Origin of the sequence: Aurantibrevibacter litoralis (assembly GCF_034651555.1) — a bacterium.
In the GTDB taxonomy this organism is placed as follows: Bacteria; Bacteroidota; Bacteroidia; order Flavobacteriales; family Flavobacteriaceae; genus Aurantibrevibacter; species Aurantibrevibacter litoralis.
The window spans coordinates 216,629-238,078 of record NZ_JAYEEQ010000003.1 but is presented as its reverse complement, the minus strand read 5'-3'; the positions used below and the strand labels follow the sequence as shown (position 1 = coordinate 238,078).

Genomic DNA, 21,450 nt, shown 5'->3' with positions numbered 1-21,450 from the left:
CGGCGCATGAACCAACCTTCTTCTCCTTTTAGCAAGCAGCAACTACTTCCACAGGAAGAAACCTTAGAAATTTTTAAGCAAAAAGGAGAACTTTACATTGGTATCCCAAGAGAGAATCAATACCAAGAAAAACGTATTTGCCTTACTCCCGACGCGGTGAATGCCATTACAGCCCATGGTCATAGAATTTTGATAGAGGCCGGTGCCGGCGATGGTGCCAATTTTAGTGATCTGGACTACACCAATGCCGGTGCCGAGATAACCCGAGATACGAAACGGGTATTTTCCTGCCCATTAGTGCTAAAAGTAGAACCGCCCACCCTGTCCGAAATAGCACTACTGCATCCGCAAACGACCATTATATCGGCCTTGCAAATAAAAACTCAGAACAAAAAATATTTTGAGGAACTCGCTAAGAAAAGAGTTACGGCCATTGCCTTTGAGTATATCAGAGACGAAGATGGCAAATACCCTGCGGTGCGTTCGCTAGGGGAAATTGCGGGAATTTCTACCGTCTTAATTGCGTCCGAAATTATGGCGGCAACCAACAAGGGAAATGGTCTTATGTTTGGCAATATCAGTGGCGTTCCACCGGTAGAAGTGGTCATTATTGGTGCAGGAACGGTAGGCGAATTTGCCGCTCGCTCTGCTATTGGCTTAGGAGCGAATATCAAAATATTCGATAATTCCATTTCAAAATTACGCACCATACAGACCAATTTAAAACAGACCGTTTATACTTCTACATTGCAACCCAAAAACCTATTGAAAGCACTGAAAAGATGTGATGTGGCCATTGGAGCCATAAGAGGCAAAGACCGTTCGCCTGTGGTTGTTTCTAACACCATGGTGGAGCATATGAAAAAAGGTGCTGTAATTATTGATGTAAGTATCGATATGGGCGGCTGTTTTGAAACCAGTGAAGTTACAAGTCATGATAAGCCTACACGCGTAAAATATGGCGTTATCCATTATGCCGTTCCCAATATTCCATCGCGCTACCCTAAAACCGCATCCATATCAATAAGCAATATTTTTACCCCTTATTTGCTAAAAATTGGGGAAGATGGCGGTATTGAGAACGGTTTGCGATACGATAAAGGGCTGCGAAACGGTTTGTACCTCTATCGCGGTATTTTAACAAATAAGTCTGTAGGCGAGTGGTTTGATCTTTCGTACAGTGATATCAACTTTCTTATATTTTAGACAATGGCATTTTTAAAGCGTTTGGGCTTTTATATCATCGGTCTTGCTATAGGCCTTATTTTCTTAACTTACTTTTTAAAAGGCAAAGCAGACGAAGCGGGTGTAGAATTTTGTTATTTCCCCAATTGTAGGGTACTTAAAGATATCCGCTCCAAAACCTTGGCGTATGCGCCTGTAGTACAAGACTTAATAGATAGGCAACAATTAGACGCTACCACCATTGCTTATTTTTTAAAGGACGGCACTATAAATTTTAGAAAAAGTGATACACAATCACAACCTTGTAAAACATACGTCATAGAAGGGAACTCTAAAGGAACAGACGCTTTTATGGAAGTTGTAAATTGTGACTCGATAGCGACCATTCAGCATTTTTCATCTTCACGGTAAAACGTTTTGGGGCTGTTTATATTTTTCGTCGTTTGCGTTCTTTTTTGAGCAAATCTAATTCCCTGCTGGTTTGTCCGGCCACAGAGGTATTTTCTTCGGCCCTTCTAATTAGGTATGGCATGACATCGCGGACGGGGCCAAAGGGCAGGTACTTTGCCACATTATAGCCTTTTGCTGCCAAATTAAAGGTAATATGGTCGCTCATTCCATATAATTGTCCAAACCAAATACGAGGGTCATTTAGGGCAATTTTCATGGTATTCATTTGTTCCATGAGCTTATACGTACTACGTTCGTTATGCGTTCCGGCAAATAATGCAATGCGTTCCAAATGGGCTAAACTATAGGTGATACAGGCATCAAAATTTTCATCCGTTGCTTTTTTAGAGGGACAAATTGGCGATGCGTATGCCATTGCCTCTGCCCTATCGTTCTCCTTTTCTAAATACGCTCCACGAACTACTTTAATGCCTATTTTAAATCCCTGTTTTTCACTTTTATGGTAAAGCTCTTTCAGGTAATCCATCCGATCCCAACGGTACATTTGAAGCGTATTAAAGACAATGGTTTTTTCGGTATTGTATTTTTGCATCATTTTTTCTGCCAGCTCATCTGCTGCCTTTTGCATCCAGCTTTCTTCGGCATCAATTAAAAGCGCTGCATCTAAGTTTGAGGCTTCTTTGCACACACGCTCATACCGTTGCACTACCTGAAGCCATTCTACATTCTCTTTTTCGGTTAATGGTTTTGAGGCACCCACTTTTTCAAAAAGTGCCAATCGTCCAAAACCTGAAGGCTTAAAAACAGCAAACGGAATAGCTGCTTTTTCTTTCATAAACCGCAACATGTTCAAGGTTTTTTCCAGCGCAAAATCAAATTGAGCTTCTTCTTCCTTACCTTCCACAGAAAAATCCAATACCGATTTTACACCCTTATCGCACATTTTATCAATGACAGGCAAGCAGTCTTCCTCCGTGACACCTCCGCAGAAATGATCAAAAACCGTAGCTCGGATTAGACCTTCAATGGGCAGGTGCGCTTTAATAGCAAAATGGGTTACCGCCGCACCAATTTTTACCAAAGGTTCATTGGCTATTAGTTTGAATAAAAAGTAGGCACGCTCCAATTCGGAATCCGATTTTAAGGAAAAAGCCGTCGCCGTGTCTTCAAATAGGGTATCAATCATTACAAAATGGACATTTGATCAAATATAACACGGAAATAATGTTTCCTAGCTTGAAAAATAATCTTTATTTTGTGGTTCAGATCAATTTCGAATGGATTCCATTATTACCGATTCTTACGCTGTACATTTTAATGAAACGGCCTATGCTGCACTGCATCAACACCTACAGCAAACGCACTATTCTAAACTATTTATTCTGACAGATGAGAATACAAAGGAATTTTGTTTGCCTAGTTTTAAGTGCAATTTAGGAGGCCTCGACGATGCACAAGTGTTTTCAATTACAGCCGGTGAAATTCACAAAAACATAGCCACCTGCACCAAAGTTTGGCAATGGTTGTCCGATAAGGATGCCGATCGCAAGAGTCTGTTGTTAAATTTAGGAGGCGGCGTGGTCACAGATTTGGGTGGCTTTGTAGCTTCTACCTTTAAGAGAGGGATTAACTTTATTAATGTACCTACTTCACTGCTCGCAATGGTAGATGCTTCCGTAGGAGGGAAAACAGGGGTGGATTTAGGTGCCCTTAAAAACCAAATTGGAGTAATCAATCAGCCTAAAATGGTTTTGGTTATTTCTGATTTTTTAAAAACCCTGGATGAACGACAACTGAATAGCGGGTATGCCGAAATGTTAAAACACGGACTTATTAGAAATCGAGGCTATTGGGAGCACCTAAAGACATTGGATGGCTATGACGCCTTAGACGCATGGATATATGCCTCCGTACAAATAAAAAATGAAATCGTGTTACAAGATCCAACGGAACAACATCTCCGAAAAAGCTTAAACTTCGGACATACTTTAGGGCATGCCGTGGAGTCCTTTTTTTTAGAAAGTAAAGATCACGAGCTATTGTTGCATGGCGAAGCCATTGCGGTGGGAATGGTTATGGAAGCCTATCTTTCTTATAAAGCATGTGGACTTTCCAAGGCTGATTTAGACGATATTAGAACCACTTTTTTAAACCGTTATAAAAAAGTGGATTTTGAGGGCATTGATTTCTCTGAAATAATAACCTTACTCCAATTTGATAAGAAAAATTCTCACGGCAAGGTAAATTTTGCCCTGTTAGAAACTATTGGTCATACCGTAATTGATGTGCAAATTTCCAATGAGGTACTACAGGACGCATTGGCATACTACAAAGATTAAGCGGTAGACCTACTTGTTTTCAGTGTTTTACAACTCTTTTGTAGCGCCGATGTAAAAAAAATATAGTTTAGAGATTGTAAACCTTCTAAACTATATTTTATGAAACGTGTTCTTGTAGATTACAAAAAATTAAGCCTTGACGTGGCTGCGCTTTTAATTGAGAATTACCCCTACGGTTATGGAGACGAAGATATAATTACCTTTAAGAATAGTCAGGGTGAAATTGTTGAAGCCGTAGAAATACGTACCACCGATACGATTTATTTAGTTAAAATAAGCAAAAGCTTATCTCACTTCATTGCTAATTTTGACGAAAAACTGGAAAAAGAATTGAGTGCCAAAACCGTTGAAGTGAAAAAAGGAGATATCGATTTTGATGATGATAGCGATGACCCTATTGCTTTGTTGAATTTAGAGCCCGAAATGGACGACGATCTAGACTACAATTAAGCCCCAAGATACCGCTCTTCCAAAATTCGCTTATGGTGTGCTTGGTGTCCGCTAATTACAAAACCCAAACCGGCTACACTCCAAGGTATTTGGCTGGCTATGCCTCTACGATGTAATTGAGCCTCCGTAAAATTCTGGAATAAGGTGATGGTAGACTTTCGGACAGCACTATATTCTTCCACAAAACTTTCGGCCGTTCGTAGCTTGTAATCTGCAGAAAACACAAACAAGTCTTGATCAAAACCCGGTAAAGGCGTACTGTCATTCCTAGAAAAACGCAATGCACGGTATTGAAAAACACGTTCCGTATCTATAATATGCCCCAAAACCTCCGCCAGTGTCCATTTACCTTCCATATAGGTATTCTGAAAACAATCTTTTGCTATTGAACCTATAAAATGTACAAACTCGTGCATACCTTCCAATAAGCTATTGTGCAATTCTAGATCGTCTATTGCATTAAGGTATGTGCTATAAAAATGTTCAAAATGATAGGGCGCTAAATCCGATTTTTTCACAGTAATTAAGGTTTAATTGTTTAATTAATCTTGAAGCACTTTGCATCATAAATAGGAGTTACCCGTGAATAGGTTCTTAAAAACACGCATCGGTATAAAAATAAAAATCCCAAACGCGATACGGAATGGGATTATAAAAGATGATTCGAAAACAAAGAAGATTACAACTCGTTAAATATAGTATGCATTAATCGCTTTTTGTCGTTAATGCTCTCCTCTAAAGAAATCATGGTTTCGGTGCGACTTATGCCGTCGATATCGTCGATTTTAAAAATAATATTTTTGGCATGATTGGTGTCTTTGGCTCGTATCTTACAAAAAATATTGAATTTCCCGGTAGTAATGTGTGCTACGGTTACAAAAGGAAGTTGATTTAATCGCTCCAAAACAAATTTGGTTTGATGTGTTTTTTCTAGAAAAATTCCAACATAGGCAATAAAAGCATAACCCAGTTGCACATAATCCAAGGTGAGCGAAGAACCTTTAATAATTCCTGCCTCTTCCATTTTTTTTACCCGCACATGCACCGTACCTGCGGAAATAAGAAGTTTTTTGGCTATATCTGTAAATGGGGTTCTGGTATTGTCGATCAACATATCCAGAATCTGATGATCTACTTCGTCTAATTTAACTTTGCTCATGGTTATTATTTTTGGCAAAAGTAAAGAATTAGGAAATTAAATTCAATAAAACTTCAATTTTTTTAGTAAATCTGTAAAGATTGTTCCCTTCTTGAAGAAATATTTTACATATTACCTTAGCAATTTACCAACAAGATGCGTACTTTGTTGTAGAACTGAAAGATCTTCTGCCATAGTACAATCGAAAGTTTTATGTCCGAAATACCCTTCTAAAAGACCTAAATCCGATAAAACCGGTTCAAAATGCACCAAAGTACCATGAAGCTTTTCCTTATACAAGATACCGGCATGGACTCCCTGATCATATTTTGGATTTAAAAGATGTACATTTTTCACCACAACATCAAAAAACAGGGTATTGTTTTCGGGGATGCTCAGATATTCTTTAAAATCATACTCCCGCAATGTGTCGTTTGCAATGGTGTCTAAGGCCTTGTACAAGGCCCAAAAAATATATTCACGTGTTTTTTCTCTTTCGTAATCCTCATGAAAATGTCCAGCTTCAAACAAAACGGTTGGGGTGTGTAACATTTGAAAACAATCGCCCACACAATTGGGATTAAAAGAGTCATCGAACCGCCCTACTTGACCCGGAATCATTTGTTGTAAGCCTTGGTTCATGGCTGCAATAAGTTGCATACTTAAGCGTCTGGAGGTTGAAATGCTTCTTTCTTTATCCAGTGCGGGAGCCAGAAATGATACGGTTGCAGGTTTTGGCGTTAGACCTACGTTAAAAATAGTGCGCTGATCGTGCAAATTGAAGGCAAAATCGGGTCTACAGGTATCAAAAAGCGTTCTCAAAATTCGGCTTTCCGGTTGCGACTGCTGCTGCGCATCCCTGTTTAAATCTACTAGATTGGCATTAACCCTGGAAAATACCAAAGCACCATCCGGATTCAGTTGAAGTATCATTTCTAACGTACAGCGATTCGCAATTACAGCAACTAATGGGTGATCTGTTTTTAAAAAATTTAGAAGATCAATAACCGCTTTGGTAGTTGTAGCTTCATTGCCGTGCATCTGAGACCACATCAAAATTTTAGTATCACCTTTTCCGAAAGAGACTTTATATATAGCTCTACCCTGAACCGATGCGCCCAACTTTACGGAGTTAAAACGAGAAGGTAAACTGTCTACATAGGTTGTAATCTGTTCTGGGTGCACATACCTACCGCTAATTGCGCTTTGTTTGATTTTGGTGTACGCTATCTCAGGAGCCTTCATTACGGATTCTTTTAAATTCCATACAAAAATACCTTCAAAATAATTTACATTTGTAAACAATTTAAGCTGATTAATTGGTATTTTATGATTTCAAATTATTACAAATGTAAACGATTGTACAATAGAAATTTACTAAAATAAATAAATGCATTTAATAGACTCTATATCAATTGTATGAATTTTATTATGTAAACTAAAAAATTAAATATTACATATCGATTTATAGGGATTTAGCAACAAAAAATACTGTGATTGACTGAAAAATAAATACAATGATACATACGGATGCTATTGTGCAGCGATTAACGCAACTACAGGAATTCTACGGGCTGTCTGCCGCTGCTTTTGCAGATAAAATACAGGTACAACGCTCTAGTATTTCGCATTTGCTTACGGGTAGAAATAAACCAAGTTTGGAGTTTATTCTTAAAATTATTGCAGCTTTTCCCGAAGTCACTTTAGATTGGTTGCTATTGGGAAAGGGAAATTTCCCAAACGAAACACCTTCAAGAAGTCTCCCTTTAGGATCGGAATCCGCACCCGAAGAAGTAAATGATTTTCGCAGCGTTACAAACCAAAGGCAACTATCGCGAATTATACTGCTATATTCCGATGGCAGCTTTGAAAATTTCGATCAAAATAGATAATAATACGAAAGTTATGAACTTTGATACGAAGATTTTTTCGTTATTTGCAACATGAGTAGATTTAGTATTCTTGTATTTTTAGGCTCCTTTTTTTTACTGAGTTGTTATGAGCCATCCAGAAACTGTTCCCAATTTAAGAACGGTACTTTTACATTTACGACAACCATAGACGGAGAGGCTAAAACAACTACTTTTAGAAGAAATGAAGGCGTAGAAATCGAGGTTTTTGAGGGTGAAAGGGATACCGCTGATGTGCGATGGATTAATGATTGTGAGTATATTGTAAAAAAGATAAACCCCAAAAGTATTGCAGAAGGAAAGGCCATTCATATAAAAATATTGAGCACCACGGCAGATGCGTATACCTTTGAATACGGATTGGTAGGGAGCAGCGCAAAGACCGTTGGTACCGCAATTAAAAGTAAATAACAAAGATGGAGGTAAAGGTACGCATCCACCTAGCAATAGTACCCATTCCACAATCAGAACGCACAGAATGCGCATTATATTCAGATTTTTCCGGTTAGCGTTTGGAATATTATGCTGGAAATGAGCGCATAAAAATTGGGCGTAAAATTCAAAAAATACCCTACAGTACAATGAACCTATGAGGTTCTTACCAATAGGCTTTGCTACATTACGCATAGGAAAATTTATGAAGCTATTTATTGCGAAAACAGGAACGCAGGCCGGTTTTTAGGGCATCTCCTAGTTAGGCCTACTAAAGACCATTTTGGGTTGCTCTTTTTGCTGCTTTTTAAACAAACGTTGTTGCTGCTTTACGGTAAGTGTGCTGCCGTCCGGACTCCAACCCGGAGGCCCAAAAATGTACATGAACGCATGCCACAGGTTTTTGGAATTCTTTACATCTCTAATAATGTCCTTGTATTCATGCGTTAAAATCACAATCGGATTATAAGAATCGGGTGCATGAATTACGCCGTATTTCACATCAATATTATCATCTAACTCCTTCCAAGTACCGAATATTTTATCAAAAATATTGAGAAATCCGCCGTGGTTCTTATCTAAGTATTCTACATTTTGAGCATGGTGCACTTGGTGCATGGTATGTGTATTGAATATTTTTTCGATAAAGCCCATTTTTGGAACGTAAACCGAATGCAATTGAAACTGCCATAATGCTTCTATACCTAAGCAGACCACAACCATTTCGGGAGCAAACCCTACAGCGGGCATCCACATATAGAATAAGGGTTTGTATAAAATAGTAAACCATCCGTTACGAACAGCGGTGCCCAAATTAAAATTATCAGACGAGTGGTGCACAATATGCGCCGCCCAAAGCACACGAACTTCGTGGTTGGCTCTATGAAACCAATAATAGGTAAAATCATCGGCTAATTGGCATAAAAGCCAAACGTACCACGCATAGCCAAAAGATTCGTAGCCCAGTATATTTGTCCGAATACCGTTGACCTCAGGATTAAATAGGCCATACACATATTCAAAAATAACCACAGCAGAAACCACTTTTATTAAGGGTGCTATAATAGCCGAACCTACGCCCATAAAACCACTGGCAAACAAATCTTTCCATTCGTAAAGATGGTCATCTCCATGTACTTTGCTATAAGTAAGTTCTAATAAGATGAAGGCAATAAAACAAGGTACTCCGTAAACAAGTGGGTTTGTAAAATCCATACAATTTTTAATATTTCGGCTAAATATAAGGTTATTTACATAGTTTGAAAAGAACTGTATACATTTTAAATCTAGAATAAGGTGGGTTGCCCCGGATTTTGTGTATTGTCTTTAGTGTTTAGTGTTTCTTCGTCTACCACATCGATATCTTCGGGTTCTTTATCTTCTGGCTCTTGATACGGCTGAGAGGGTAATGCATTTACATGTTTCACCTTTTCGGGTGTTAATTGATTTCCCATGGCTTTAATTCCTTTTATAGCAATAAAATCATCTAGCTCAACAATAAGATTGTCTTTAGGATCCTTACCCTTAATTTTGGCAAATGCCACTTCAATCACCGGTCTCCAATCCGTAGAAACCAATTCTAAAAAGGATTTGGGGTGTTCCGTTATAAAGACTTCTTCTTTGTTTTCCTGTTCTACCAAAAATCGCTTTACATAGTAGCGGTCTTTTTCACCTTCATAATAGATAGCGGTTATGGGTTTCTTCGGATTCCATTTTTCCAAAACAATCATATCGTCATCAAAATGACTGGTTAAATCGGGTACCATAGTTTTTACAACTCCTTTTTGAGTAATGACCAACAAAAGATCATCGCCTTTAAATTCTCCCAATAACGCTCCTCTATCATCTACATTTAAACGACGTACGATTTCATCGTACCAAATTTTTCTTGGCTTTAAGGTTGAAACCCCTTTTTCTTTTAATTCTATGCGCTTTATGGCGTATTTAGTAACAATATTTCCTTTAGACGCCCTTCCTTTTATAAGGACATCGGCAAAGTCGATATCCCACTTTAGCTTTTTTATGCTGCCTGCCTGTCGTAGATTTACGGTAATTATTTCTGCTTCTCCATTAGGGTTTTCAGAAAAATACAGAATTTCGGAATTGGGTTTGCCTGTGGTAAGGTCATAGGTTTTGTCGCGGGTAATTCCGGTAACGTTAAACCGTTTAATGTAACTAGCACCGCCTTTTCCGTCTTTATATATGAGATTATAAATTGTTCTGCTATCTTTTTTCTTAAAAACAGCAACATGAATAATATTTTTTCCTATAAACGTTTTGGCATCTACCTTGGTCACGGTCATTTTACCGTCTTTGGTGAACACGATAATGTCATCTATATCACTGCAATCCGTAACGTATTCGTCCTTTTTTAAGGCAGTACCTACAAAACCTTCTTCTCGGTTTACGAAGAGTTTGGTATTTCTGATGACTACTTTAGTAGCCTCAATATCATCAAATACGCGAATTTCAGACTTCCGCTCTCTACCTTTTCCGTAGGTTGCTTTAAGGTTTTTAAAATACGTGATTGCATAATCCGTCAAATGAGCTAAATGATGCTTTACTTCTGCTAATTTAGCTTCTAAACTATCTAGTAACTGTTGCGCTTTGTCTAAATCGAATTTTGAAATTCTTTTGATGCGGATTTCGGTAAGTCGAAGAATATCTTCTTCCGTTACTGCCCTTTTTAGATGCGCAGTAAAGGGTTTTAACCCTTCATCTATGGCCTTAATTACGCCCTCCCAAGTTTCTTCCTCTTCAATATCGCGATAAATTCTGTTTTCGATAAATATCCGCTCTAAGGACGCAAAATGCCATTGTTCTTCTAATTCTTTGCGTTGAATTTCCAATTCCTGACGCAGGAGTTCTACCGTATAGTCCGTAGAACGTTCCAACATTTCTGTTACGCCTATGAATAAAGGTTTGTTGTCTTCTATAATACAACCCAAGGGCGAAATGGAGGATTCACAGGCGGTAAAGGCATAGAGCGCATCTATTGTTTTGTCCGGAGATATGCCGCTGGGCAGGTGTATCAATATTTCTACTTCAGCTGCCGTATTGTCTTCAATTTTTTTTATTTTAATTTTCCCTTTGTCGTTAGCTTTTAATATAGAATCAATTAAAGTAGAAGTGTTAGTTCCGTACGGTATTTCATTAATAACCAGTGTGTTTCTATCTAATTGATTTATTTTAGCCCGTACTCTAATTTTACCTCCTCTTAGACCATCATTGTAATTGGTTACATCGATAATCCCGGCCGTAGGAAAATCAGGAAAGAGCGCAAAACGTTGCCCTTTTAAATGTTTTATGGAAGCATCAATAAGTTCATTAAAATTGTGTGGTAACACTTTCGTTGAAAGTCCCACAGCAATACCTTCTGCGCCTTGAGCCAAAAGTAAGGGGAATTTAACGGGTAAGTTTACAGGCTCTTTTTTTCTGCCATCATAAGACAATTGCCATTCCGTAATTTTTGGACTGAATACGACTTCTAAGGCAAATTTGGAAAGGCGTGCTTCAATATACCGAGGAGCGGCAGCCCCATCTCCCGTAAGAATGTTACCCCAATTTCCCTGAGTGTCTATGAGAAGTTCCTTTTGCCCTATCTGCACCATGGCGTCCCCAATACTGGCATCTCCATGCGGGTGGTATTGCATGGTGTGACCCACCACATTGGCTACCTTATTATACCTACCGTCGTCTAATTCCTTTAATGCATGCATGATACGCCGTTGTACAGGCTTAAAACCATCTTCAATGGCCGGTACAGCACGTTCCAAAATAACATAAGAAGCGTAATCTAGAAACCAATCTTTGTACATCCCCGTAACCTTGGTCAACGCTTCTTGGGATCCTTCTTGTTTTTCCGTATTACCCGGATTTAATTCTTTATTATCTTCCATAGATGAAAACTAGGTATTCGTTTGTTTTATAGTTAGTTTTCTTCAATTAAGTCTATTTCTACTTTAAGATTATTGATGATGAATTCCTGACGATCCGGTGTGTTTTTTCCCATGTAAAACTCCAATAACTGCTCTATAGATACCGCTTTATCCATCATCACCGGCTCTAGTCGAATATCGGCACCAATAAAATGTTTGAATTCGTCCGGAGAAATTTCACCTAGTCCTTTAAAACGAGTAATTTCCGGTTTTCCTGACAGTTTTTCTATTGCTGCTCGCTTTTCATCTTGACTGTAACAATAAAAAGTTTCTTTTTTATTTCGTACTCTAAACAAGGGTGTCTGCAAAATAAATAAGTGATTCTCTTTTATGAGTTCCGGAAAAAATTGCAAAAAGAAGGTAATTAGCAGCAAGCGAATGTGCATGCCATCGACGTCGGCGTCTGTAGCAATTACGATTTTATTGTATCGCAAGTCTTCCATAGATTCTTCGATATTTAATGCGGCTTGCAACAGGTTGAATTCTTCGTTCTCGTATACAATTTTTTTAGACATCCCATAAGAGTTCAATGGCTTTCCGCGCAGGCTGAACACCGCCTGTGTATTTACATCGCGCGATTTGGTGATAGAGCCTGATGCCGAATCGCCCTCGGTTATAAAAAGGGTACTTTCCAAACTCCGATCGTGTTTTGTATCGCCCAAATGAACGCGACAATCTCGTAGTTTTTTGTTGTGTAAGCTTGCTTTTTTAGCGCGATCTCTAGCTAATTTGCGTATGCCTGAAAGTTCTTTTCGTTCTCGTTCGGCTTGCATAATCTTTCGCTGCAATGCTTCTGCTGTTTCAGGATTTTTATGCAAATAATTATCGAGTTGCGTTCCAATAAAATCATTAATATAGGAGCGAACCGTGGGCAAGTTTCCACCCATATCCGTAGAGCCTAATTTGGTTTTGGTCTGACTCTCGAATACTGGTTCCATAACCTTAATTGCGATAGCCGAGATAATTGATTTTCGAATATCGGCAGCCTCATAATTTTTACCGTAAAAATCCCGAATGGTCTTGGCCAAGGCCTCCCTAAAAGCAGCCTGATGTGTGCCTCCTTGAGTGGTGTGCTGCCCATTTACAAAGGAGTGGTATTCTTCACTGTATTGCGATTTGCTATGCGTAAGCGCAACCTCTATATCTTCGCCTTTGAGGTGAATGATAGGGTACACCATATCATCCAAACTATTGTTGTCTTCTAAGAGATCTTTAAGTCCATTTTCAGAATAAAACTTTGTTCCATTAAAAATTATGGTAAGACCAGGATTTAGGTACACATAATTTTTGAGCATGCGTTCTACATACTCGTTGCGGTATTTGTACTTTTTAAAAATAGATTCATCGGGCACAAAAGTAACCCGAGTACCCTTTCGCTTGGTCGTCTCTGTAGGCCCTTCTTCTTTCACCAAATTACCTTGCGAAAATTCGGCAGCCTTCACCAAATTTTCCCGAGAAGATTGTACCTTAAAATAACTGGAAAGTGCATTTACTGCTTTGGTGCCTACCCCATTAAGTCCAACGGATTTTTTAAAGGCACGGGTATCATACTTCCCCCCCGTATTCATTTTGGAAACCACATCGACCAATTTGCCCAATGGAATACCACGACCATAATCCCGAACATCGACAATATTATCTTTGATATTTATTTCGATGGTTTTTCCGGAACCCATGACAAATTCGTCAATGCAATTGTCTATCGTTTCCTTCAATAAAATATAAATACCATCATCTGCCGAGGAGCCATCGCCCAGCTTACCAATATACATTCCTGGACGCAAGCGAATATGCTCTTTCCAGTCCAGCGAACGTATATTATCCTCTGTATATTGGGTATTTTCTGCCATTGATTGGGATTATTGAGAAGTCTCCGCTAATATAGGAAGTGTTGCAAAAAGATAAAACCCCTAGCCCTTAAAGTAATTAACAATGCAAAAGCGGACAATGTTAATAGCACTGTCTACGTATAGAAAGGTAAATAAGCCACAATACGTACTACATTGGGCTGCTACACATTAAACCTAAAGTGCATAATGTCGCCATCCTTAACCACATAATCCTTACCTTCTACACGCATTTTACCGGCTTCCTTTACTTTGGCTTCACTGCCAAAAGCAATATAATCATCAAAAGCAATTACTTCGGCTCTTATAAACCCTTTTTCAAAATCGGTATGGATTACGCCTGCCGCCTGCGGGGCGGTGGCACCTTTGGGAATTGTCCATGCCCGAACTTCCTTTACCCCTGCCGTAAAATACGTTTCTAAATTCAATAATTTGTATGCCCCTCGGATCAATTTTGCAGAACCGGGCTCAGTTAATCCTAAATCTTCCAAAAATAGTTGACGCTCTTCAAAGGTTTCTAATTCCGTAATATCGGCCTCAGTACCTACAGCAAGGACTACAATTTCCGCATTTTCCTGCGCCACGGCCAATTTTACTTTTTCTACATACGCATTTCCTGTTACTGCGGCATCCTCGTCTACATTACACACGTACATGACCGGTTTATCCGTAATCAGTTGCAATGGGGTTACAAATTCCTTTCTATCTTCAATCCGGATGTCAATGGCTCTTATTGAAATTCCTTTTTCCAAGCCCTCTTTAAGCTTTGTTAAAACCGATTCTTCTTTCTGCGCCTCTTTATTTCCTGTTTTAGCAGCGCGCTTTACCTTGTCCATTTTTTTCTCAACCGCTTCCAAATCTTTTAGCTGTAACTCCATGTCTATGGTTTCTTTATCGCGGATGGGATTTACGGAACCATCTACGTGCACAATGTTATCGTTATCAAAACAACGTAATACATGCAAAATGGCGTCCGTTTCCCGTATGTTTCCTAAAAATTGATTTCCTAAACCTTCTCCTTTACTGGCACCTTTCACCAAACCCGCAATATCTACAATCTCTACTGTGGCTGGCACCACACGCTCTGGATTCACTATGGCTTCCAATTTTTGCAATCGGGTATCCGGCACATTAACCACCCCAATATTGGGCTCAATGGTGCAAAAGGGGAAATTGGCACTTTGTGCCTTAGCATTGGATAAACAATTAAAAAGAGTAGATTTTCCTACATTGGGCAACCCTACAATACCTGCTTTCATTTTCTTTTTTTAGAGCGGCAAATATACTATTTCCGTTTCTTTTATGAGAACATCTACAAGAGTTAAATAGATTACGTAATCCTAGGACGTATAACTCACTATTCATTTGGCAGTCAGACAAGGTAATTCCCTTATGCGGCATACTAAATACCTAGCCATTTTTCTTGCAGCATGCACACCATTAAACGCATGTGTATGGAGTATACCGTTACAAATATTTTTTAAGATGTGCCTTTACAAAGACCGCACTATCCGTAATACTCTGCATGGAATTGTATTTAAAATTACCGCCTTGTTCTATATAGTAGTATTCCAACGCATCATGATCTAAGGTGGCTAACATGGAAACATAGTCAATGGAGCCATTGCCCATTTCGGAGTAATCGCCCGTTACTTTGTCCATATCCTTAATGTGCCACATTACAAAACGTCCCGGATTTTCGGCAATCCACTTCGCTGGACTCTTGGCAGACGATTTTACTACCCAATACATATCCATTTGCAATTTTACCCATTTCGGGTCGGTTTCTGCTAGGATTATATCATATCCTATTTGACCATCGTGATCTGTAAATTCAAAATCGTGATTGTGGTAAGCAAAACCGAGTCCTGCTTGGGTCACCCGCTCACCAATACGATTTAATTTTTCGGATAATAGTTTAAAATTGTCAAGGGTTCGGTATTCCGGTGCCAACCAAGGCCAAGTAATATATTTGGCGCCAATACTCAGGGAGCCTTCTATGCATTGATCCACATAGCGTTGCAATGTATCGCTGGACTTATCAAAATAGCTGGAAAAATCATAATGTCCGCTACTCACGGTAAAATCTAAATCCGTGATCATTTTTTTGAATTCTTTGGCCTTAATGCCGTAATAAGCGCCTTTTTCGCCATCAAATCCATAAATCTCTCCATCCTCATACCCCAAAGCTCTTACCGTGCCTAATGTAGAAACAGGGTCTTTGGCCATCGCATCCCTTATGGTAAAAAGCTGTATCCCCATTTTATAGGAAGCTAAAGAACTATTGGAAAATCCGGTAATCGGTAATACCGCTGTGGCTATAACCACCCCAGACTGTTGGATAAACTTTCGTCTACCAGGATAAGGAATTGAATTCATTTGCAGTGAATAAGAGTTTTTTCAAAGATACTATAAGCTGATATTTAAAATACCCGCTTCCTTCTATTTTTAAATAAAAAATTTCTTGAAACTGACTATCCCCGAGGCAAGCCATAGGGGTATACTTCTACTACGTTCAGTACGGGTTTCGCCAGTTTCATTTTGGCCTTTGGGCCAAAAACCAAAATTTTGTATTTTACTTCACCCGGAACTGCAAAAAGGCAGTTCCAACCCTCTAAAGGAGCGATAAATAGGAAACCCTGACCTAAGGGTCGGGGACTCTTTAGATTGAATGGCATTGCCATAAAAACAGCCGTAGACGAACGATCCCTGTAAAAAAAACAGCGACAGCGAACCTTATTTTTATGGAATAATGAGCTCTTTTTATGCTAAGATTACCCTAGGTATTTCTTAAAGAACGCTATGGTTCGTTGCCACGCCAATTCGGCAGCGGCTTTGTCGTATCTGGGCGTAGTGTTGTTATGAAAACCGTGGTTAACCTCGGGGTAATTTATAAACTCATAGGTCTTTCCATGTTTTTTTAAGGCAGCTTCGTAAGCCGGCCAACCTTCATTCACCCGGGTATCTAGGGCGGCGTTTTGGATGAGTAAGGGGGCTTTTATGTTTGCAATATCTTCCTGCGGTTGCCCGCCATAAAAGGGTACCGCAGCGGCTAAGTCGGGTAGTTTTACGGCCAACATATTGGATACCCAACCTCCAAAACAAAATCCCACAACACCCACTTTTCCACTACAATGCGGATGTACCTTTAGATAGTGGTAGGCGGCAATAAAATCTTCTAAGATTTCGTTACGATCGCGTTGGCGTTGCATTTCGCGTCCTTCGTCATCATTCCCAGGATAGCCGCCTAAAGGCGATAAAGCATCCGGCGCTAGCGAAATAAACCCTTCCAAAGCCGCTTGCCGAGCCGTATCTTCAATATAAGGATTAAGACCTCGATTTTCATGCACCACCAGAATACCACCCAACTTTTTAGTATTCCCGGCAGGTTGCGAAAGCAATCCTTTTATCGTACCTCCTCCTTTGGGGGAATCGTAGCTTATCACATCGGAATCTAATCTGGGATCCTCCGGTGAAACCACAACAGAATCCATGTAATTCGGCATTAAAAAACTCATTAGTGAGGCTACCGTTATGCCGCCAACGGCGTATACCGACAGTTTTTCTATAAAGGTGCGACGCGCTATGCGATTGTGGGCATAATCATCATATAAATCAAATACTTCTTGGGTAAGGTGTTCTTTGCTGATTTTCATGTGTTTATTTTTAGTACTGTTACGTGATCCCATGGAACGCCCTACGATAATTATACTCCTGTGCGTCACTATTTTTACATGAGTGTTTCATTTACCTTCATTTATCGTAAGCCTTCATCATGGCTTTTTTTATGTAGGTTTCTGCAGTTCTTCCTAATAAAACCTGCTGTAGGTTTTTAGGAGTATTGTGATCTTATGGGTGCTATGGTTGTGCTTTCGAAATATAGGTAGTTTTACCGATTAAATAAAATGAATTTGTTATAAAAGCACATAATCGATTACGGATATTGTGCCTTAACAACGAAAATGTAAATCAAAAACCTTACTTTTAAGCCTATTTTAACTTAAACAACAACCGATGAATATGTTACGAAAGAACACACTTACGAAATCGCTTTTTATGCTGTTTTTTGCGATGGCTTTGTGCAGCAGCTATGGCCAAAAAAAACTAGGAGGATTGGCCTTGTACACCGTTAGGGATGACATGGGAATTAATGCGCGCGCAACCTTAATGGCCGTTGCCGATGCCGGATACAAAAATATTGAAGCCGCAGGCTATGCCGATGGTAAATTTTATGGAATGACTCCTGTAGAATTTAAAAACCTACTAAAAGAATTGGGTCTAAACCCTATTAGTACCCATCAAGGCTCTGTGACCTTAGAAAATGCCGATGCCATGATTGCTGATGTAAAGGCAGCCGGATTTAAATATTTTGTGATCCCGGTACCGCCAATGGGTACGTTTACCTTTGATGCAACTACGCGAACTATGGGAATGACCGGTGGTGCAGCGCAACTGGCCAACGTACTCACCACCTTGGGAGAAAAATGCAAAAAAGCCGGATTACAGTTGCTGTATCACAACCATGATTTTGAGTTTAAAAAAGATAAGGACGGGATTGTTCCTATCGATTATTTGCTGGAGAATACTGATCCGAAATTAGTAAATTTCCAGATGGATCTGTATTGGGTAACCAAGGCAGAAGCGAGTCCTATTGCTTATTTTAAGAAATACCCCGGTCGTTTTAAAATTTGGCATGTAAAAGATATGGATACTGAGGGAAAATTTGCTCCCGTGGGCAATGGCACTATCGATTTTAGCAAAATTTTAGCCAACAAAAAATTATCCGGGATGAAGTATTATATGGTAGAACAAGACAACACCTTCGACCTTAAACCTTTAGAAGCCATTAGAATTAGCCATAAAGGCATTCAAAAATTTGGATTTAAATAACGCCTTTTTATCAAATTACGACCGAATCCATTTTAAACATCCGTCTCTTGAACTTTCATGAGACGGATTTTTTTTGAATCTTTAGGGCAGTTAATAATCCTTATGGTCAACATTAGGGATCCGCATGTTGAAGTTTTAATCAAAACCGATTATTTTGTACCTTACTGTCTGGAAAAACAAAAAAACAACGTATTTGCATCGGAAATAAGTAAACACCTGCACTAACAAAGTCCATCATTACCTATTTTTATGTCCATAAAAGGATTGTATATTCTAATAGTATTCGCTTTCATAAGGACGCTATCGCCAATAAAGGCTCAAGAACTGTCTCAACATGTTTGGAAGGACAGAGTGCTAATCGTGTTTTCAACAAATGTCACAAACCCTAACTTTTTGCATCAAATTTCGGTATTGCAGCATGACATACAAGGAATGAACGAGCGCAAATTGGTGGTTTATCAATGTATGCCAAAACAATACAAAATGGGGCTTCAAAATAAGAGCACCTGGCGTAACGGAGCCCAATGGTACCAACGCTATAAAAAGGAGAAAAGTGATTTCGAAATCGTACTCATCGGTTTAGACGGTGGCGTAAAGCTTCGAAAAACACAATGGGTGTCTCTAGAAACACTTTTTACGCTCATAGACGGCATGCCTATGCGACAGGCTGAGTTGCGAAATCCAAAGTAAAAAACCGTCTCAAATACGCAGAGACGGTTTGCTTTGTGATGAAATTACAACTAAGGTTTAAGGCAGCACTTCGGTAGCAATGAGTTCAAAATTTTGAATCGTCTTATTACCTGCTGATATGGCGATGCCTTCTTCAGATTGTGATTCAAAACCTTCCAATTCCACTTCCACATCATAGGAGCCTGCAACAAGCCCCATTACCGTATACCCTCCTGTAACATCGGTAAAAGCCGTTGTGTTCAGGGTATCTGCTGCGAATATAGCAACCTGTACCCCTTCTAATCCAACAGCCAATGCCTCTTGGGTAGTGGTAACCACCCCTGCAAGCGTTCCTGCGGTAGTCATATTACTGGCTTTAATCACCGGTTTAAAGTTAAACCCCGTAATTCCTCCAATATCGTGACGACCACCCTTCGGAATGAAAGAACGGCTTACATCAAAATCGAGCAAGAGATCGGAAGACAAACCACCACTTACGACCAAGTTGGGTTTAATAAATACTTTAATCCCACTTTGTGATCCACTAGGTACTTGCAAATCGTAGGTAGTGCCATCGGTAAGCACCACATTAATACCCTTTACAAATACCCTTATTAGATCATAAGATCCTACAGGCACATCGGCATTCACCAATTGAGCCGAAATGCCATTGGTAAGATCCAATAAATTTACAGTAATCTCATTCTCCATGAGCACTTCAAAAGAAGCAGCTTCGTCGGCTGCCTCGTCTATTTCATTACTTTCTCCTTTTAAGCGGGCATCCAATTTAAAAATGGTCACATTAGCCTCAGCCACTAAATCGGATGGAAAAGGGGCGTCCGTAAGTATCACGCTTAAGCGACCAGTAGCACTACTACTATCATTAGCATCTGAACAGCCAAAAAATAAGACGGCTGCAACACTTAATACGATAAACAAATACGTATTTTTCATAAGTTCTGATTTTAATTTAAAAAATAATTCAACTTTTTGGTTTCGCCTCCTAATAAGGGTACACCTTTAAAACAGCGCAAGTTGCTTATACCCTACCTAAAAAGCGCTCTTTATCTATTTTTTTCGATGAACTACCCCATTTATTTTAAACGTTTTAGGCTTATACCTAACCAACGTCCTGTAATACCCCATATTGCTTACTTTTGAATTTCCATTACAGGTTTTTTACCAATAAACACAATAGATCCTTTTATGCCACAGGTTCATTATAAACTGTACAAACCCTTCGGAATGTTAAGTCAATTACATTCTAATGATCCCAAAGAGATGCGTAAAAAACGGTTTTTAGACGCACTGTTCCCTTTTCCAAAAGGCAGCATGCCTATAGGGCGCTTAGATGAAAAATCGGAAGGTTTGTTACTCATGACCACCGATGGTAAATTGAGTGATACTGTGAACAGTTCAGGAATTGAAAAAGAATATTATGCGCAATTAGACGGCGAAATCTCTGGAGATGCGGCAGAAACATTAGCTAAAGGCGTCCACATTGGAATCTGCGGAAAAAAATATCTAACTAAACCTTGTCGTGTAAGGGTATTGGGGGTAACGCCAAATTTACCAAAGGCCGATATCAAATTGCGTATAGATCGCCACAGACCCAGTTCATGGATTAGCATAACACTCACAGAAGGCAAGTTTAGACAAGTTCGTAAAATGACAGCCGCCGTGGGATTTCCTACCTTAAGACTGGTACGCGTACGCATTGCCGGTATATCCCTTGGAACTATGGCTCCCGGTGAGGTAGCTGCCTGCAATCTACCCCACCTCTTGCAGTAATTTTTTAGATTTCCGATACGGAAAAGAATTGAAAATACTGCGTTTGGCAAACCGATATTGTTTTGGTGAATTAATGAGTTTACTATAAATATTTTTCGACACTCCAAAATATTCGTAGGTACTCCCGTCCAAAAATGTAACTTCTAACAAAAGACCTTTGTGTTGAAAATCGGCTATACCAGATTCCGTTATGGTTTTGGTATAGGCAACCAAATTGGCTGCTTTGGTTTCCGGTGCCATGCTTACCAAAAAATGATAGCCATCTATAATCGTTCTACTTCTAATTTCCGCTTCCTCACGGAGTGGGTCGCCCTCCTGAAACTTGTCCGGGTGCCATTGCTTTACCAAGTCCCGATATTTTATTTTTAGTGTTTTCAATTCGATTTCCTTTTCAATGGAAAACATTTTTTTGTATTCGGTAATACGTTTCATAGGTATCGATTTTAATAA

At 39.4% G+C, this 21,450-nt stretch carries 22 protein-coding genes; 9 read left to right on the top strand and 13 right to left on the bottom strand.

From position 1 onward, the window contains the following. Positions 1-6: 6 nt before the first annotated feature. Together U1E44_RS04690 and U1E44_RS04685 are read left to right on the top strand one after the other, a co-directional pair. On the top strand, positions 7-1,206 hold the full coding sequence (locus U1E44_RS04690) for an alanine dehydrogenase (RefSeq protein ID WP_322929895.1): 1,200 nt from the start codon (positions 7-9) through the stop codon (positions 1,204-1,206). Between the two features lie 3 nt (positions 1,207-1,209). Then, complete coding sequence (locus tag U1E44_RS04685; RefSeq protein WP_322929894.1) at positions 1,210-1,596, top strand: hypothetical protein; 387 nt, start codon at positions 1,210-1,212, stop codon at positions 1,594-1,596. A gap of 16 nt (positions 1,597-1,612) precedes the next feature. On the opposite strand, the gene U1E44_RS04680 is transcribed toward U1E44_RS04685, so the two are convergent. Further along, positions 1,613-2,782 carry a proline dehydrogenase family protein gene (locus U1E44_RS04680; protein WP_322929893.1) on the bottom strand — a complete coding sequence of 390 codons (1,170 nt, stop codon included), beginning with the start codon at positions 2,780-2,782 and terminating at the stop codon, positions 1,613-1,615. A gap of 91 nt (positions 2,783-2,873) precedes the next feature. Here U1E44_RS04680 and aroB point away from each other — a divergent pair, with 91 nt between their 5' ends. Next, positions 2,874-3,935 (top strand): 3-dehydroquinate synthase, encoded by a 1,062-nt coding sequence (gene aroB / locus U1E44_RS04675; RefSeq protein ID WP_322929892.1) that lies wholly within the window; start codon positions 2,874-2,876, stop codon positions 3,933-3,935. 99 nt (positions 3,936-4,034) lie between these two features. Beyond that, positions 4,035-4,385, top strand: a complete 351-nt coding sequence (locus tag U1E44_RS04670) for a hypothetical protein (protein WP_322929891.1) — start codon at positions 4,035-4,037, stop codon at positions 4,383-4,385. Here the strand turns inward: U1E44_RS04670 and U1E44_RS04665 are convergent. The 3 genes from U1E44_RS04665 to U1E44_RS04655 all read right to left on the bottom strand — a co-directional run bounded on the left by U1E44_RS04665 (position 4,382) and on the right by U1E44_RS04655 (position 6,828). Next, complete coding sequence (locus U1E44_RS04665) at positions 4,382-4,903, bottom strand: DinB family protein (protein ID WP_322929890.1); 522 nt, start codon at positions 4,901-4,903, stop codon at positions 4,382-4,384. The two genes, U1E44_RS04670 and U1E44_RS04665, sit on opposite strands and share 4 nt — an antisense overlap. 161 nt (positions 4,904-5,064) lie before the next feature. Beyond that, positions 5,065-5,544, bottom strand: a complete 480-nt coding sequence (locus U1E44_RS04660) for an Lrp/AsnC family transcriptional regulator (protein ID WP_322929889.1) — start codon at positions 5,542-5,544, stop codon at positions 5,065-5,067. A 111-nt stretch (positions 5,545-5,655) separates the two neighbouring features. Then, positions 5,656-6,828, bottom strand: coding sequence for a M14 family zinc carboxypeptidase (locus U1E44_RS04655; RefSeq protein ID WP_322929888.1), 1,173 nt, complete (start codon positions 6,826-6,828; stop codon positions 5,656-5,658). A 212-nt stretch (positions 6,829-7,040) separates the two neighbouring features. Between U1E44_RS04655 and U1E44_RS04650 the strand changes: the two genes are divergently transcribed. Further along, positions 7,041-7,415, top strand: coding sequence for a helix-turn-helix transcriptional regulator (locus tag U1E44_RS04650; RefSeq protein ID WP_322929887.1), 375 nt, complete (start codon positions 7,041-7,043; stop codon positions 7,413-7,415). Positions 7,416-7,466: 51 nt separating this feature from the next. Further along, entirely contained in the window at positions 7,467-7,844 is a 378-nt protein-coding gene (locus tag U1E44_RS04645) for a hypothetical protein (protein ID WP_322929886.1), read from the top strand. 279 nt (positions 7,845-8,123) lie between these two features. Here U1E44_RS04645 and U1E44_RS04640 read toward each other — a convergent pair whose 3' ends face one another. The 7 genes from U1E44_RS04640 to U1E44_RS04610 all read right to left on the bottom strand — a co-directional run bounded on the left by U1E44_RS04640 (position 8,124) and on the right by U1E44_RS04610 (position 17,306). Beyond that, positions 8,124-9,080, bottom strand: coding sequence for a sterol desaturase family protein (locus U1E44_RS04640; RefSeq protein WP_322929885.1), 957 nt, complete (start codon positions 9,078-9,080; stop codon positions 8,124-8,126). A 71-nt stretch (positions 9,081-9,151) separates the two neighbouring features. Next, entirely contained in the window at positions 9,152-11,764 is a 2,613-nt protein-coding gene (locus tag U1E44_RS04635; RefSeq protein WP_322929884.1) for a DNA gyrase/topoisomerase IV subunit A, read from the bottom strand. Between the two features lie 32 nt (positions 11,765-11,796). Further along, positions 11,797-13,653, bottom strand: a complete 1,857-nt coding sequence (locus U1E44_RS04630) for a DNA topoisomerase IV subunit B (RefSeq protein ID WP_322929883.1) — start codon at positions 13,651-13,653, stop codon at positions 11,797-11,799. A 161-nt stretch (positions 13,654-13,814) separates the two neighbouring features. Further along, on the bottom strand, positions 13,815-14,909 hold the full coding sequence (ychF, locus tag U1E44_RS04625; protein ID WP_322929882.1) for a redox-regulated ATPase YchF: 1,095 nt from the start codon (positions 14,907-14,909) through the stop codon (positions 13,815-13,817). Positions 14,910-15,117: 208 nt separating this feature from the next. Continuing rightward, positions 15,118-16,029: a sugar phosphate isomerase/epimerase family protein gene (locus tag U1E44_RS04620; RefSeq protein WP_322929881.1), complete on the bottom strand. Its 912-nt coding sequence runs from the start codon at positions 16,027-16,029 to the stop codon at positions 15,118-15,120. A gap of 95 nt (positions 16,030-16,124) precedes the next feature. After that, positions 16,125-16,334, bottom strand: coding sequence for a hypothetical protein (locus tag U1E44_RS04615; RefSeq protein ID WP_322929880.1), 210 nt, complete (start codon positions 16,332-16,334; stop codon positions 16,125-16,127). A gap of 90 nt (positions 16,335-16,424) precedes the next feature. Continuing rightward, positions 16,425-17,306 (bottom strand): dienelactone hydrolase family protein, encoded by an 882-nt coding sequence (locus U1E44_RS04610; RefSeq protein WP_322929879.1) that lies wholly within the window; start codon positions 17,304-17,306, stop codon positions 16,425-16,427. 358 nt (positions 17,307-17,664) lie between these two features. Here U1E44_RS04610 and U1E44_RS04605 point away from each other — a divergent pair, with 358 nt between their 5' ends. Continuing rightward, positions 17,665-18,540, top strand: coding sequence for a sugar phosphate isomerase/epimerase family protein (locus tag U1E44_RS04605; RefSeq protein ID WP_416242045.1), 876 nt, complete (start codon positions 17,665-17,667; stop codon positions 18,538-18,540). A gap of 249 nt (positions 18,541-18,789) precedes the next feature. Then, positions 18,790-19,230: a DUF4174 domain-containing protein gene (locus U1E44_RS04600; RefSeq protein WP_322929877.1), complete on the top strand. Its 441-nt coding sequence runs from the start codon at positions 18,790-18,792 to the stop codon at positions 19,228-19,230. 57 nt (positions 19,231-19,287) lie between these two features. On the opposite strand, the gene U1E44_RS04595 is transcribed toward U1E44_RS04600, so the two are convergent. Continuing rightward, complete coding sequence (locus U1E44_RS04595; RefSeq protein WP_322929876.1) at positions 19,288-20,163, bottom strand: DUF4382 domain-containing protein; 876 nt, start codon at positions 20,161-20,163, stop codon at positions 19,288-19,290. Positions 20,164-20,415: 252 nt separating this feature from the next. Here U1E44_RS04595 and U1E44_RS04590 point away from each other — a divergent pair, with 252 nt between their 5' ends. Beyond that, the gene (locus tag U1E44_RS04590) at positions 20,416-21,000 is read left to right on the top strand and encodes a pseudouridine synthase (RefSeq protein WP_322929875.1); all 585 of its coding nucleotides are present in this window, start codon (positions 20,416-20,418) and stop codon (positions 20,998-21,000) included. On the opposite strand, the gene U1E44_RS04585 is transcribed toward U1E44_RS04590, so the two are convergent. After that, complete coding sequence (locus U1E44_RS04585) at positions 20,980-21,432, bottom strand: KTSC domain-containing protein (RefSeq protein WP_322929874.1); 453 nt, start codon at positions 21,430-21,432, stop codon at positions 20,980-20,982. The two genes, U1E44_RS04590 and U1E44_RS04585, sit on opposite strands and share 21 nt — an antisense overlap. Positions 21,433-21,450: the final 18 nt, after the last annotated feature.